Below are 15,000 nucleotides of genomic sequence, written 5' to 3'. Positions count from 1 at the left end.
TACCCGAATCACTTACTGATGTAAGTTCATCGGGATGTGTTCACTTGCCGCCGCGATGCAGCTTGAATTATTTAGGATATATTACGCAATATTGATGGACGCTCCGCGGCCGATTGCATAATAAACAAAGCCGCGTTTGTTAAGTCTCTCAGGATCATACAGGTTACGACCGTCAAAGATAACTGGTTGCTTTAGGGATTTCTTGATTGCATCAAAATCAGGTGCACGGAAACTTTGCCACTCAGTACAAATAACCAGAGCATCTGCATCTTGTAATGCAGCTTCTTTAGTTCCCATCAATTTCAGATCTGGGCGATGTCCGTAAATGCGCTGAGCTTCGTCCATTGCTTCCGGGTCATACGCCTGCACCTGAGCACCGCGTTCCCACAGCGCTTCCATCAGGACGCGGCTAGAGGCTTCACGCATATCGTCGGTATTCGGTTTGAAGGAAAGTCCCCACAGCGCGAAGGTTTTACCTTTCAGATCTTCACCGAAATGACGAGTAATAAACTCAGGGAGTTTTAACTTCTGGTCGTGGTTGACCTCTTCTACCGCTTGCAGAATACGTGGCGTGTAGCCAATCTGCTGAGCGGTACGAATCAGAGCCTGCACATCTTTAGGGAAGCAGGAGCCACCATAACCACAGCCAGGGTAAATAAAGCTGTAGCCGATGCGGGAGTCTGAACCAATACCCATACGCACTTTTTCGATATCTGCGCCCAGGCGTTCTGCCAGGTTAGAGATTTCGTTCATAAAGCTAATTTTAGTCGCCAGCATGCAGTTAGCGGCGTACTTGGTCAGCTCGGCACTACGGATATCCATCAGGATCATGCGATCGTGGTTACGGTTGAACGGTTCGTATAGTTCACGCAGCAAATCCACCACATCATCGTTATCAGTACCAATAACGATACGCTCAGGGCGCATACAGTCAGAAACTGCCGCACCTTCTTTCAGGAATTCAGGGTTAGAAACCACATCAAATGGAATGTCTACGCCACGGGCTTTCAGCGTCTCTTCCATTACGTTGCGCACTTTGTCTGCGGTTCCGACAGGAACGGTAGATTTATCGAGCACAACTTTGTGGGATGTCATGTGCTGCGCGATAGTACGCGCCACAGCGGTGACATATTTCAGGTCAGCAGAACCGTCTTCATCCGGTGGCGTACCAACGGCAATAAATTGCATTTCACCATGATGGACGCCCAATTCAGCATCGGTGCTGAACTGTAAACGGCCTTCTTCATAGTTTTTCTTCACCAGCGGCGTTAAGCCGGGTTCAAAAATTGGGATCACGCCGTTTTTCAGATTTTCGACTTTCTTCGCATCGACATCTATGCACATTACATCGTGACCAACTTCCGCAAGCACTGCTGCCTGAACAAGTCCAACATAGCCGATACCAAATACAGTAACTTTCATCTTTCTATCCTGCGTTGAAATGAATTACTTTTTCGCGCCAACTGTCTCTTCTAGCCAGGCTTTGAAATCTGCGCCCAAAGTGCTGTGACGGATACCGTACTCCACAAACGCCTGCATATAACCGAGTTTGTTACCACAGTCATGGCTCACGCCTCTCATGTGATAAGCTTCAACAGTCTGTTTTTCCATCAACATAGCAATGGAGTCAGTCAGCTGAATTTCATCACCTGCACCTGGAGGTGTTTTGGACAGCAGCGGCCAAATATCAGCAGTCAGCACATAACGGCCTACAACTGCAAGATTAGATGGTGCAACGTTGGCTTTAGGTTTCTCAACGATACCGACCATTGGCACGCTATCGCCTTCGTTTAACTCAACACCTTTACAGTCAACAACACCGTAAGCGGTAACATCTTCTACCGGCTCAACCATGATTTGGCTGTTGCCCGTAGCGTCAAAACGTTTGATCATTTCTGCCAGGTTATCCTGGGAAAGATCGGATTCGAACTCATCGAGAATTACATCTGGCAGAATAACGGCTACTGGCTCATCACCCACCACCGGGTGCGCGCACAAAACAGCGTGACCCAAACCTTTCGCCAGGCCCTGACGAACCTGCATAATAGTGACATGCGGAGGGCAAATAGCCTGGACTTCATCCAGCAACTGGCGCTTAACACGTTTTTCCAGCATGGCTTCAAGTTCAAAGCTGGTATCGAAGTGGTTTTCGATGGAGTTTTTCGAAGAGTGCGTCACCAACACAATTTCAGTGATGCCTGCAGCGATACATTCATTTACCACATACTGAATTAATGGTTTATCAACCAGAGGCAACATCTCTTTTGGAATTGCTTTGGTCGCCGGTAACATACGCGTACCTAATCCCGCGACAGGGATTACTGCTTTTCTTACTTTAGAATTAATGGCAGCCATTGAAAAATCTCCTGGACTGTTCAAGTTTTCACTTGCAAGTCAATTAAAAAAACGTCTCGAGTATATCAGCTTAAAAGTGAGATCTACGGCTGTTTACCCGTTGCGTTGGCAATTTAAGATAAATACGAATGAGTTGAATACGATATTACCACCAGCAATGATAGGGGAGAAAACCTAAATGATTTCAACCATTCAAATGCTCACTCCGCAGACAACATCAGGCGTAATCTCCCGCCCGTCCCCCATACCTGACACTGCCAGGACTCACAACGCTGGCTGATTTGGTTGAGATAAGTATTGCCCAGCGTCCCTAATGGCACACCATTGCTGACCTGAATTTGATGCTCACCGGTATTTAAGGTGGCATTTAGCCCCGCAGATACCAGAATCAGGTTTTTTAACTCACTATGATAATAGCCGACCATCAGGGGAAACTGCCCCGTGAGATTGGCCTGGCGTAATAATTGATTCACTTGTTTGAGTAAATTACCGAGCTCAGGTAAACGTTGGTTTTGTTTAGAAAGTTGTTCCTGCAATAGCCCGTTAAATAGTGCTCGTAATAACAGTGCCGCCAGCACCCCATTATCCCCTGCTCTTGTCACATCAAGGCAATAAAAAGCCAGGTCGTTCTCTGACAACGCAGCAATATCCAGAACAAGTCCTGGTTGATTATGAGTAATTAACTGGCGGTAATTCACCCGGCAATGCGAAATCACCTGTTGTACAGGAGGTTGAAGTTCTTGCAGTAGCGTTGATGCAGCCTGCGGGTCGCTGACTAACGCATCCCAGTCCTGAAATAGCCTTTCTTCTTCCTCAACACGCGAATTAAACATGTTGGGATAGAGGCAGGCGAAAACGGTTTCACGCAGACGATTGAGGTCTTTAATTGGCTTGAGTAGGACATCCTGTACCCCAAAGCGCAACGCTTTAGCGATATCAGACATGTTTTCGGTGGCGGAGATCACCAGTATTGGGGTCTGCACGCCTTCATTGCGCAAGTGCTCTACCAGCTTCAACCCATTCATGCGAGGCATAGCCAGATCGCAAATCAGCAGATCGGGCGCAAAACTGGTCATCTTTTCCAGAGCATCTATACCATCAACGGCAACAACAATGACCGCACCTAAGGAAGAGAGATAATTTTCCAGTAAAGAGCGGAAAACGGGCTCATCCTCAACAATGAGAATCAGTTTTCCAACGAGTGGCTGTGTCATTTTCGCTCCCCTGACTGGCGATAGATCAATAGTGGCATGGTATGACAATCACCGCCTGTCAGAATTGCCTGAAGATGCGAGTTTTCACCATACTCAATCATGGGTACGAACCAATGGTAGCAACTCATCCATCTTTTTCTCGACAGCTAAACTACCCGCACTTATCGCTTCCGCGGCACGGTGGAAATCAAGTGTTGAAATCTGGGGGCAAAAAGGTTGCAGCAAAATATCGGGTGGGTCACCTGCCATACGGTTACGCTTTAAGCGGTTTTCCAACACCTGTATGGAGGTGGTCATGATTTCCATGGCCGTTGGCGTGGTATTGGCACGACGAGTAGTGATTTTGCCGAGTTGTTCGCGCAAACGACCACGCCATGAATCAGGCTGCACCAGGTTTTCCGCCAGTGGAGTCGTCATATTGACGGAGAGTAAATCTTGCTGCATCAAATGCGCATCATGTTGCAGGTCGACGGCAATCACGATATCGGCACCCAACGCACGGGTCAGCGAAACAGGCACCGGGTTAACCACTGCGCCATCCACCAGCCAGTAGCCGTTATACCCGACAGGCGACAATAGCCCCGGCATACTGCAAGACGCTCGAACAGCCTGGTGCAAATCACCATCCGTGAACCACAATTCACGTCCAGTACTTAAATTGGTGGCAACAGAGCCAAAACGCAGCGCGCAATCTTCAATTTTCTCTTCGGTAATGATTTTGCGGACGTTATTGAACACTCTTTCGCCACGCAACAAACCGCCACGACGCCAGGAAAGATCCATTAGTCGCAGTACATCCCAATAGCCGAACGAGCGCACCCATCGTTCCATCATAGGTAAGCGATTACTTGCATACGCGGCACCGACCAGTGCCCCAACCGAGCAGCCAGCAACGATATCAACCTGAATGCCAGCCCGCTTTAACGCATTAATGACACCAATATGCGCCCACCCTTTTGCTGCTCCCGACCCTAATGCAAGGCCGATCTTTACCTGTCTCATTTCGCCTCGGTCTTTCTTCCCCGGTTTATACCCATCATTTTTCAAGCTGCGGGGGTGTTGATTGCAACTCAAATGCCAATGGATATATCACCTCGTGGCGAACTCGCCACAGCTCAGTTAACATAACTACCCCGCGTATTTACGCCGACTATTTTTTTGTAACCAAGGAGATGCTGTGTCGCAACTTTGCCCTTGTGGTAGCGGTCAGGAGTATAGCTTATGTTGCCAGCCTTACCTACGCGCGGACCAGCTTGCGCCAACCCCATCGCAGCTCATGCGTTCACGTTATAGCGCTTATGTGATGCAGGATGCAGACTATCTTGTTGCCACCTGGTACCCGCAAACACGCAGTCCTGCTCTGACAACAGATCTTTTGGGAAGTTTTGGGAATACTCACTGGTTGGGCCTGACAGTTTATGAAGCCGCCGCAGGTGAGAATGAAAACGAAGGTTACGTTAGTTTTGTCGCGCGCTTTGAAGAACAGGGCAAAGAAAGTGCGATTATCGAGCGTTCTCGTTTCTTAAAGGAAAACGGCCGGTGGTACTATGTTGATGGAACCCGCCCGCAGTTTGGTCGAAATGCCCCCTGCCCTTGCGGTTCTGGAAAAAAATATAAAAAGTGTTGTGGGTAATGACTCGTCATGGCACAAATCAATTAGCAAACACACGTACAACAGGACTTAGCCTGCAATGCAAGCATTACAACGAAAAGTACTACGCACCATTTGCCCTGACGCAAAGGGCCTGATCGCCAAGATCACCAATATTTGTTACAAGCACGAACTGAACATTGTTCAGAACAATGAGTTTGTCGACCACCGCACCGGGCGCTTCTTTATGCGTACCGAACTCGAAGGTATTTTTAACGACAATACGCTGCTGGCAGATTTGGATGGCGCATTGCCTGAAGGTTCGTTGCGCGAACTGATTCCTGCGGGCCGTCGCCGCGTGGTGATTCTGGTCACCAAAGAAGCGCACTGCTTAGGTGACCTGTTAATGAAAGCTAACTACGGCGGCCTGGATGTCGAAATCGCTGCGGTAATTGGTAACCACGAGACTTTGCGTACCCTGGTTGAACGTTTTGATATTCCGTTCGAACTGGTGAGCCATGAAGGGCTGACGCGTGAAGATCACGATAAACAGATGGCTGACGCTATTGAAGCGCACAAACCTGATTATGTGGTACTGGCTAAATACATGCGCGTGTTAACTCCTGAATTTGTTTCACGCTTCCCGAACCAGATTATCAATATCCACCACTCATTCCTGCCTGCATTTATCGGTGCTCGTCCTTATCACCAGGCCTATGAACGCGGAGTGAAGATCATCGGTGCCACTGCGCACTATGTGAATGACAATCTGGATGAAGGCCCAATCATCATGCAAGATGTTATTCACGTCGATCACACCTACACTGCAGAAGATATGATGCGTGCCGGGCGTGATGTTGAGAAAAATGTTCTCAGCCGCGCACTGTATCAAGTACTGGCCCAGCGTGTGTTTGTATACGGTAATCGCACGATTATTCTGTAGATCAATCATGTAATTGCTTAGGTTTGCGACGTTACGTGTAAAAAAACGGCAAACGATTCATTTTCTTACAGTGAATGCTTTACAGCGGCGCTTCATTTGATATGATGCGCCCCGCTTCCAGACGAAGGAGGCGAGTAAGAAAGCCAACAAAATGTTATACCCCTGGCGGGGTTCCCGAGCGGCCAAAGGGAGCAGACTGTAAATCTGCCGTCATCGACTTCGAAGGTTCGAATCCTTCCCCCGCCACCATTCTTAACCACTGGCTGTGGTTAAGACGATAAGCTCTCATCAACATGAGCACTTATCAAAATTCAGTAGTACCTATACCCCTGGCGGGGTTCCCGAGCGGCCAAAGGGAGCAGACTGTAAATCTGCCGTCATCGACTTCGAAGGTTCGAATCCTTCCCCCGCCACCATCTTCTGGTAATACCTCCAAACAAATCCAAATCGCACAAACTTTCATATTCCCGTTGGGGAAGAAGTGTAGGCTGGTAATAGCTGTCTTTACATCGCAGGCAATCGCCGCGTAACTGGCGAACTTTTCACAATCGCCGTATTAGACTGAGCCTGTTCGGCAAGCCCATCGAGCAGCGTGTCCAACTGCGCAATATCTTTTACTACCAGTCTCACCACAAAACAGTCTTCTCCAGTCACTTTGTCACACTCAATGCATTGGGGCATGGCTTGCAGATATTTTTCCACCTTCTGCAGCATTCCTGGCAGCGGTTTCACTCTGACCAGAGCCTGCAATGTATACCCCAGCGCCGCCAGATTCACTCGCGCGCTATAGCCCTGAATAATCCCCCGCTCTTCTAAACGCTTCAGTCGCTCTGCCGTACTCGGCGAGGTTAGCCCCACTCGCGCACTCAGTACTTTAAGCGACAACCTGGCATCCTGCGCCAGGCAGGTCACAATCGCCCGGTCGATATCATCAATAAGGAATTCCATCTAATTTACCTTCATAAAAAAAGAAATTATCTCTTTTTACCTTACAACAACTCTGTAAAGCACACGTCGATTTTTTCACAATAGAGACATCTGATTCGGGAGGTTTCTATGAGTGAATTTAAAACGGGTATCTGGCAAATGTGCCTGGCAATGCTTATTTCAGGCTCCATTGGCGCATTTGTATTGTTGTCAGGTTTACCCGTTATTGACGTCGTATTCTGGCGTTGTGCGATCGGCGCTGCAGCGCTTGGATTTTTTATCCTGGTGAGCAAACAGCCTTTCAGCCACTTTACACGTCGCACGTTATTGCTGTCCGTAATCGGCGGGGTGGCTTTGGTCATCAACTGGTTACTGCTGTTCGCCGCCTACGACCAGATTTCCATCGGCATGTCGACCGTGGTCTACAATACCCAGCCGTTCATGCTGGTTCTGATAAGCATTTTAATGGGTGAGCGGGTGACACTGATAAAGTGGGGTTGGCTGCTGCTGGCGTTTATCGGCGTGGCGATTCTACTTTCTAGTGAGCTTATTAAGGCGCATAACGCTAACTTGATAACAGGTATTGCCATGGCGCTTGGTGCCGCTTTCTTCTACGCGTTGACGGCAATCATCACCCGCAAATTACGCCCTCTTCCACCGCAACATATTGCCTTTATCCAGGTGCTGGTTGGTGTGGTTATATTGTTGCCGCTGGCCCATTTCGTCACTCTCTCGGAAAGTTTCCCATGGGGAATTTTACTGACGCTCGGAATCGTTCACACCGGAGTGATGTACCAGTTGCTTTATAGCGCGATTCAGAAACTACCAACGCCGATCATCGGCTCACTCTCTTTTATTTATCCTTTGGTGGCGGTCACAGTAGATAGCCTGATGTTTGGTCATACGTTGAGCGTGGTGCAATTTATCGGGGGTGCGCTGATTTTGCTGGCTGCGGCAGGAAATAATCTCGGCTGGGGCACAAAAGAAAAGGCCCTGCTCTCGCAGGGCCTGGAACAAAAAACGCGATAATTAGCGGCGTGCGCGAACAACCTGATACTTACGCGTCAAATACTCAACCGGTGCACTCCACACGTGCACCAGACGGGTGAACGGGAACAATAAGAACAACGTCATCCCCAACACCAAATGCACGCGGAAGATAAACGCCACGCCATCCAGGTGCTCAGATGCACCACCGTGGAATGTCACCACCGCCTGCGCCCAGCCCACTAATTTCATCATTTCGCTGCCATCCATATGCTGCGCTGAGAATGGAATGCTAAACAGACCGAGCAGGCACTGAATGACCAACAGGCTAAGAATCAGAATATCCGCCACGCTCGATGTCGCACGGATACGTGGATTAAACAGACGGCGCTTGAGCAACAAGAAGCCACCCACCAGCGTCATCACACCGCTCGCGCCACCGGCAAACATCGCCATTTTCTGCTTCACATCAATTGGCAGGAATGACTCGTACATCCAGTGCGGCGTTAACATGCCAAGGAAGTGACCGGCGAAAATCCCCAGAATCCCGATATGGAACAGGTTGGACGCCAGATTCATCCCTTTGCGATCCAGCATCTGACTGGAACCGGCTTTCCACGTGTACTGCCCGTAGTCATAGCGCAGCCAGCTGCCCAGCAGGAATACCGTCCCGCAAATGTACGGATACATGTCATAGAAGAACACATTGAGAAAATGCATGATTACTGTCCTCCGATATTCAAATACTGCGGAGCGACAGCTCCGGCAAAACGACGCTGATGGCTGCTGATTTCAGACTCGCCACACCCTGCGTCTGCCACAAATTTCACCTGCTCTTCTTCCCACACCGCATCCAGCGCCTGCGGCGTATCATCGCGGGCTTCGTTGGCGATTTGCTGGCTCACACTTTCCACCGCCACATCGCTTTGCGATAACCCCAACAGCACATCAAACAACACCGCATAATCACTTTCACGCTGTTTCAGGCGTGCTGCCAGCAGCGCCAGAATCGGCGCTACATCCTGCAAACCGCCACGCGCTTCACTTTCCTCGCGCTGCGACAGATATTCCAGATACAACGGCAAATGGTCCGGCAACTCACGGCTGTCGATTTCCATTCCCGCCTGCTGATACTGGTTCATCAGGTTGACCATCGCCTGCCCACGGTCGCGGGATTCCCCGTGTACATGTTCAAACAACAACATAGAAGTGGCACGACCACGATCGAACAGCTCGCTGTAGCTTGCCTGCGCATCCAGCAAATCACCGCCACACAGCGTCGAAATAAAATTATTAAGCTGAGCGGCCTGTTGCAAATTAAGCGCCCCGCCCTCGGCTAACGCATCGCGCAACTCCTGTTGGTGCTGCCATAAGGCAGCATCCGGGTACTCGAGCAGACGGGAAATCACCAGAAGTTCAATCATGGTTTTGGCTCCGTTTTGCTGGACACATCAATCGCATCAATGCGTTTACTGTTGAACAGGTTGAATTTGCTGTCTGAGCCGTGGCAACCATCGCCAAAGCTGAACCCACAACCTTTACTTTCAGGGAACGCATCCGCCGCCAGTTCACGGTGGCTCGATGGCACCACGAAGCGATCTTCGTAGTTCGCAATGGCCAGATAGCGATACATTTCCTGCGCCTGAGCTTCAGTCAAACCTACTTCTTCCAGCGCGCTAATATCGTGAACACCTTCCACCGTTTCAGCACGTTTGTAATGACGCATCGCCATCATGCGTTTCAGGGCGCGCAGAACCGGCGCGGTGTCGCCCGCCGTCAGCAAGTTCGCCAGGTATTCCACCGGAATACGCAGGCTTTCAACATCAGGCAGAATACCGGTATGCGGCAGTTCACCTGCGTCAGCCGCAGACTGAATTGGCGACAACGGCGGCACATACCACACCATCGGCAGCGTGCGATATTCCGGGTGCAACGGCAGCGCCAGTTTCCAGTCCATCGCCATTTTATAAACTGGCGACTGTTGTGCGGCGTCAATAACACTCTGCGGCACGCCATCTTTCAGTGCCTGCTCGATAACCGCTGGGTCATTCGGGTTAAGGAAAATACCCAACTGGCGCTCGTAGAGATCTTTCTCGTTCTCGGTACTCGCCGCCTGTTCAATGGCATCTGCGTCATACAACAACACACCGAGATAACGAATACGGCCCACACAGGTTTCAGAACACACCGTTGGCTGGCCCGCTTCGATTCGCGGATAACAGAAGATGCACTTCTCAGATTTACCGCTCTTCCAGTTGAAGTAGATTTTTTTGTACGGGCAACCGGTAATGCACATGCGCCAGCCGCGGCACTTGTCCTGGTCAATCAGCACAATGCCGTCTTCTTCACGCTTGTAAATGGCACCGCTCGGGCACGTCGCCGCACACGCCGGATTCAGACAGTGTTCGCACAAGCGCGGCAGGTACGCCATAAAGGTGTTTTCGAACTGGCCGTACATCGCCTTTTGCATATTCTGGAAGTTCTGGTCTTTGGAGAGCTTTTCGAACTCGCCACCCAGATCGTCTTCCCAGTTCGGGCCGGCTTCGATTTTGTTCATCCGTTGGCCGGTAATCAGCGAGCGTGGGCGCGCAATCGGCTGATGTTTGCCTGCGGGCGCGTTATGCAAATGCTGATAGTCGAAATCAAACGGCTCGTAGTAATCGTCGATACCCGGCAGATGCGGGTTAGCGAAGATTTTACCCAGCAGCATCGCTCGGTTACCCATGCGCGGTTGCAGTTTGCCGTTGATTTTACGGATCCAGCCGCCCTTCCATTTTTCCTGGTTTTCCCAGTCAGTTGGGTAGCCGGTTCCTGGTTTGGTTTCGACGTTGTTGAACCACGCGTACTCCATCCCTTCGCGGCTGGTCCAGACGTTTTTACAAGTCACAGAACAGGTGTGACAGCCGATGCATTTATCAAGATTCAGCACCATGCCGACTTGTGAACGAATTTTCATTTTACGCTCTCCTGTACCTGGTCACGCCCTTCACCGTCTAACCAGTTAATGTCTTTCATCTTACGCACCACGACGAACTCATCACGGTTTGACCCGACGGTGCCGTAGTAGTTAAAGCCGTACGCCAGTTGCGCATAACCGCCAATCATATGCGTCGGTTTCGGGCTAATACGGGTGACCGAGTTATGGATACCACCACGCTGACCGGTAATTTCAGAACCCGGTAGGTTCACGATACGTTCCTGCGCGTGGTACATCATGGTCATGCCTTCCGGCACACGCTGGCTCACCACCGCACGTGCGGTCAAAGCACCGTTATTGTTGAACACTTCAATCCAGTCGTTATCGACGATACCCAACGCTTTGGCGTCGATTTCACTCATCCAGACAATCGGCCCGCCGCGCGACAGCGTCAGCATCAGCAAGTTGTCGCTGTAGGTTGAGTGAATGCCCCATTTCTGGTGCGGCGTCAGGAAGTTCAACGCCTTCTCCGGGTTACCGTTGGATTTTTTACCCATCACACCTTTGACGGAGCGGGTATCAATCGGCGGACGGTACACCAGCAGGCTCTCGCCAAAATCACGCATCCACTGGTGATCCTGGTAAAGCTGCTGGCGGCCTGACAGCGTGCGCCACGGAATCAGTTCGTGAACGTTGGTATAACCGGCGCTGTAGGAAACGTGTTCATCTTCCAGACCCGACCAGGTTGGGCTGGAGATAATTTTGCGTGGCTGCGCCTGGATATCGCGGAAGCGAATCTTTTCATCTTCTTTATTAAGCGCCAGGTGCGTGTGGTCACGACCGGTAAATTCGCTCAGCGCCGCCCAGGCTTTAACAGCAACCTGGCCGTTAGTTTCAGGTGCCAGGGTGAGGATCATTTCAGCGGCGTCGATTGCCGTGTTGAGAGTCGGCTGGCCTTTTGCCGGGCCTTCGGTTTTGGTGTAATTGAGCTTACGCAGCAGATCCATTTCAGACTGCGTATTCCACGCAATACCTTTACCGCCGTTGCCGATGGTTTCCATCAACGGACCAACCGAGGTGAAACGCTCGTAAGTCGCCGGGTAATCGCGCTCAACCGTCACCAGATGCGGGGCGGTTTTGCCCGGAATCAGGTCACATTCGCCTTTTTTCCAGTCCATCACGCCAAACGGCTGCGCCAGTTCTGCGGCGGAATCGTGCTGAATTGGCAGCGTCACCACATCGGTTTCTTTGCCCAAATGGCCGACGCACACTTCGGAGAATTTCTTCGCGATGGCTTTATAGATTTCCCAGTCGCTTTTTGAATCCCAGGCTGGGTCAACAGCTGCAGAAAGCGGATGAATAAACGGATGCATATCCGAGGTATTCATATCGTCTTTTTCATACCAGGTGGCCGTTGGCAGCACGATATCTGAGTACAGACAGGTGCTCGACAGGCGGAAGTCCAGCGTCACCACCAGATCCAGTTTGCCGTCCAGCCCGTTATCTACCCACTCAACTTCTTCCGGCATGACGCCGCCTTCTTTACCCAGATCTTTACCCTGAATACCGTTCTCAGTACCGAGCAAATATTTGAGCATGTACTCGTGGCCCTTACCGGAAGAACCCAGCAGGTTTGAACGCCAGACGAACAAGTTGCGCGGATGGTTGTTGCCCGCATCCGGCTGTTCTGCGGCAAAGCGTATATCGCCACTTTTCAGTTGCTGTGCGGTGAAATCAGCCGGGCTCATGCCCGCCGCTTTCGCCTGCTTCGCGATGGTCAGCGGGTTGGTATTGAGCTGTGGTGCAGATGGCAGCCAGCCCATGCGTTCAGCACGCACGTTAAAGTCAATCAGGTGGCCGCTATAGCGGGATTTATCCGCCAGCGGGGAAAGCAATTCTTCCGCGGTCAACGACTCATAGCGCCACTGACTTGAGTGGTTATAGAAGAACGAAGTGCTGTTCATCTGGCGCGGCGGGCGCTGCCAGTCGAGTGCGAACGCCAGTGGTGTCCAGCCGGTTTGTGGGCGCAGTTTCTCCTGGCCGACATAGTGTGCCCAGCCGCCGCCGCTTTGGCCGACGCAACCGCAGAAGATCAGCATATTGATCAGACCGCGGTAGTTCATGTCCATGTGGAACCAGTGGTTCATCCCGGCACCGACGATAATCATCGAGCGGCCATGGGTTTTATCAGCGTTATCGGCAAATTCACGCGCAATGCGGACGATGTTCTGGCGAGAAACACCAGTGATTTGCTCAGCCCACGCAGGGGTATACGCTTTTACATCGTTATAACTGGTCGCGCAGTTTTCATCATTCAGGCCGCGATCGAGGCCGTAGTTCGCCAACGTCAGGTCATAAACGGTGGTCACCAGTGCGGTGGAACCGTCAGCCAGTTGAATGCGTTTCACCGGCAGTTTGTGCATCAGCACGTTATCAAGTTTAACGTTGCTGAAGTGTTCAGTGCTTTCGCCACCAAAATATGGGAAGCCAACATCTGCCACTTCGTCGTGGCTGCCCAGCAGGCTCAGGCGCAATTCGGCTTCTTCACCGCTGGTGCCATCACGCTGTTCGAGGTTCCACTTGCCCTTCTCGCCCCAGCGGTAACCGATGGAACCGTTTGGTGCCAGCAGTCCGCCATTCTGGCTATCCATCGCCACCGTTTTCCACTGCGGGTTGTTTTCCTGGCCAAGACCATCCACCAGGTCAGAGGCACGTAACATACGGCCTGCGGCGTAGAATCCTTCACGCTCCTCTAACATCACCAGCATTGGCATGTCGGTGTAGCGGCGTACATAATCGGTGAAGTATTGGCTTGGGTTATCGAGGTGGAATTCACGCAGCATCACGTGGCCCATCGCCAGTGCCATCGCGGCATCGGTACCCTGTTTTGGTGCCAGCCACTGATCGCATAATTTAGCGATTTCAGCGTAATCCGGCGTCACCGCTACGGTTTTGGTGCCTTTGTAGCGCACTTCGGTAAAGAAGTGGGCATCTGGTGTACGGGTCTGCGGAACGTTAGAGCCCCAGGCGATGATGTAGCTGGAGTTATACCAGTCGGCAGATTCCGGCACGTCCGTCTGCTCGCCCCAGGTCATTGGCGACGCTGGCGGCAAATCGCAATACCAGTCGTAGAAGCTCAGGCAAGTCCCGCCAATCAAGGAAAGGTAACGTGCACCTGACGCGTAAGAAACCATCGACATCGCCGGGATCGGCGAGAAGCCCGCGATACGGTCCGGGCCGAAGGTTTTTGCGGTAAACACGTTTGCTGCGGCAATCAGTTCGTTTACTTCAGCCCAGCTTGAACGGACAAAACCACCGCGACCACGGGCTTGTTTATAGCTTTTGGCTTTTTCCGCGTCGTTGATGATGGAAGCCCAGGCATCGACCGGGTCTTCATGCAGGGTTTTCGCTTCACGCCAAAGTTGGATCAGGCGCTTGCGCATCAATGGATATTTCAGGCGGTTGGCGCTGTAGAGATACCAGGAGTAGCTGGCGCCGCGTGGGCAGCCGCGTGGCTCATGGTTTGGCATATCCGGGCGGGTACGCGGGTAGTCGGTTTGCTGCGTTTCCCAGGTCACCAGGCCGCTTTTAACATAGATTTTCCAGCTACAGGAGCCCGTGCAGTTTACACCGTGAGTGGAACGAACCACTTTATCGTGCTGCCACCGCTGGCGATAACCTTCTTCCCAATCACGATTGGTATCGAGCAGTTGGCCATGTCCATCGGCAAAAGTTTCGCCCTTCTGTTTGAAGTAACGAAACCGGTCAAGAAATTTGCTCATCGGGGTTCTCCTGATGTGGAGCCTGGAGGCTCTATCTTATGAAAACGAGATTACTAACGATGGCGGCACGGTAACGCGCGCATATGAAGGGAGAATTGATAACGATCAACTGTGGCGGAGGAAGATTTGCACGCGAACGGTCGATATACCACCAAAGTGGCAATCGAATATTTATAATTAATTAATTGATATATAAACAAAATACCCATTATCTACATTCTGTAAGGAGTAGAAATCAGGGCGACTGGGTATTAAGGGGTAAGTCCGCCAATATGGAGGGCGTG

Annotated in this window: 12 protein-coding genes and 2 tRNA genes; 5 read left to right on the top strand and 9 right to left on the bottom strand. The window is 51.2% G+C overall.

Features of this window, described 5'->3' with window-relative positions:
* Positions 1–81 precede the first annotated feature (81 nt).
* From M977_RS20235 to rssA, 4 genes are all read right to left on the bottom strand, one after another.
* Positions 82–1,422 (bottom strand): UDP-glucose dehydrogenase family protein, encoded by a 1,341-nt coding sequence (locus M977_RS20235; protein ID WP_064518490.1) that lies wholly within the window; start codon positions 1,420–1,422, stop codon positions 82–84.
* A 24-nt stretch (positions 1,423–1,446) separates the two neighbouring features.
* Positions 1,447–2,355 carry a UTP--glucose-1-phosphate uridylyltransferase GalU gene (gene galU / locus M977_RS20230; RefSeq protein WP_064518488.1) on the bottom strand — a complete coding sequence of 303 codons (909 nt, stop codon included), beginning with the start codon at positions 2,353–2,355 and terminating at the stop codon, positions 1,447–1,449.
* A 200-nt stretch (positions 2,356–2,555) separates the two neighbouring features.
* The gene (rssB, locus tag M977_RS20220; RefSeq protein ID WP_064518485.1) at positions 2,556–3,569 is read right to left on the bottom strand and encodes a two-component system response regulator RssB; all 1,014 of its coding nucleotides are present in this window, start codon (positions 3,567–3,569) and stop codon (positions 2,556–2,558) included.
* Between the two features lie 93 nt (positions 3,570–3,662).
* Entirely contained in the window at positions 3,663–4,571 is a 909-nt protein-coding gene (gene rssA / locus M977_RS20215) for a patatin-like phospholipase RssA (RefSeq protein ID WP_064518483.1), read from the bottom strand.
* 175 nt (positions 4,572–4,746) lie between these two features.
* Between rssA and M977_RS20210 the strand changes: the two genes are divergently transcribed.
* The 4 genes from M977_RS20210 to M977_RS20195 all read left to right on the top strand — a co-directional run bounded on the left by M977_RS20210 (position 4,747) and on the right by M977_RS20195 (position 6,519).
* Positions 4,747–5,202, top strand: a complete 456-nt coding sequence (locus M977_RS20210; RefSeq protein ID WP_064518481.1) for a YchJ family protein — start codon at positions 4,747–4,749, stop codon at positions 5,200–5,202.
* A gap of 58 nt (positions 5,203–5,260) precedes the next feature.
* Positions 5,261–6,103: a formyltetrahydrofolate deformylase gene (gene purU, locus M977_RS20205; protein WP_064518478.1), complete on the top strand. Its 843-nt coding sequence runs from the start codon at positions 5,261–5,263 to the stop codon at positions 6,101–6,103.
* Positions 6,104–6,267: 164 nt separating this feature from the next.
* Positions 6,268–6,352, top strand: a tRNA-Tyr gene (locus M977_RS20200).
* Between the two features lie 82 nt (positions 6,353–6,434).
* Positions 6,435–6,519, top strand: a tRNA-Tyr gene (locus M977_RS20195).
* Positions 6,520–6,607: 88 nt separating this feature from the next.
* On the opposite strand, the gene M977_RS20190 is transcribed toward M977_RS20195, so the two are convergent.
* On the bottom strand, positions 6,608–7,051 hold the full coding sequence (locus M977_RS20190) for an Lrp/AsnC family transcriptional regulator (RefSeq protein ID WP_064518476.1): 444 nt from the start codon (positions 7,049–7,051) through the stop codon (positions 6,608–6,610).
* A gap of 108 nt (positions 7,052–7,159) precedes the next feature.
* On the opposite strand from M977_RS20190, the gene M977_RS20185 reads away from it, so the two are divergent.
* On the top strand, positions 7,160–8,059 hold the full coding sequence (locus M977_RS20185) for a DMT family transporter (protein WP_064518474.1): 900 nt from the start codon (positions 7,160–7,162) through the stop codon (positions 8,057–8,059).
* On the opposite strand, the gene narI is transcribed toward M977_RS20185, so the two are convergent.
* Genes narI through M977_RS20165 form a run of 4 tightly spaced genes read right to left on the bottom strand, consistent with a single transcriptional unit; the run spans position 8,060 to position 14,716 of the window.
* Positions 8,060–8,737 (bottom strand): respiratory nitrate reductase subunit gamma, encoded by a 678-nt coding sequence (gene narI, locus M977_RS20180; protein WP_064518472.1) that lies wholly within the window; start codon positions 8,735–8,737, stop codon positions 8,060–8,062. It abuts the gene before it with no gap.
* Between the two features lie 2 nt (positions 8,738–8,739).
* Positions 8,740–9,441: a nitrate reductase molybdenum cofactor assembly chaperone gene (gene narJ / locus M977_RS20175; protein ID WP_064518469.1), complete on the bottom strand. Its 702-nt coding sequence runs from the start codon at positions 9,439–9,441 to the stop codon at positions 8,740–8,742.
* Positions 9,438–10,973 (bottom strand): nitrate reductase subunit beta, encoded by a 1,536-nt coding sequence (gene narH, locus M977_RS20170; RefSeq protein WP_064518467.1) that lies wholly within the window; start codon positions 10,971–10,973, stop codon positions 9,438–9,440. Before narH ends, narJ begins: the two co-directional genes overlap by 4 nt.
* Entirely contained in the window at positions 10,970–14,716 is a 3,747-nt protein-coding gene (locus tag M977_RS20165; protein WP_064518465.1) for a nitrate reductase subunit alpha, read from the bottom strand. The genes narH and M977_RS20165 overlap by 4 nt, the downstream gene beginning before the upstream one ends.
* Positions 14,717–15,000: the final 284 nt, after the last annotated feature.

The organism is Buttiauxella gaviniae ATCC 51604 (genome assembly GCF_001654835.1).
Lineage (GTDB): Bacteria > Pseudomonadota > Gammaproteobacteria > Enterobacterales > Enterobacteriaceae > Buttiauxella > Buttiauxella gaviniae.
The sequence above is the reverse complement of the archived record's forward strand: the minus strand, read 5'-3'. Positions and strand labels throughout refer to the sequence as shown.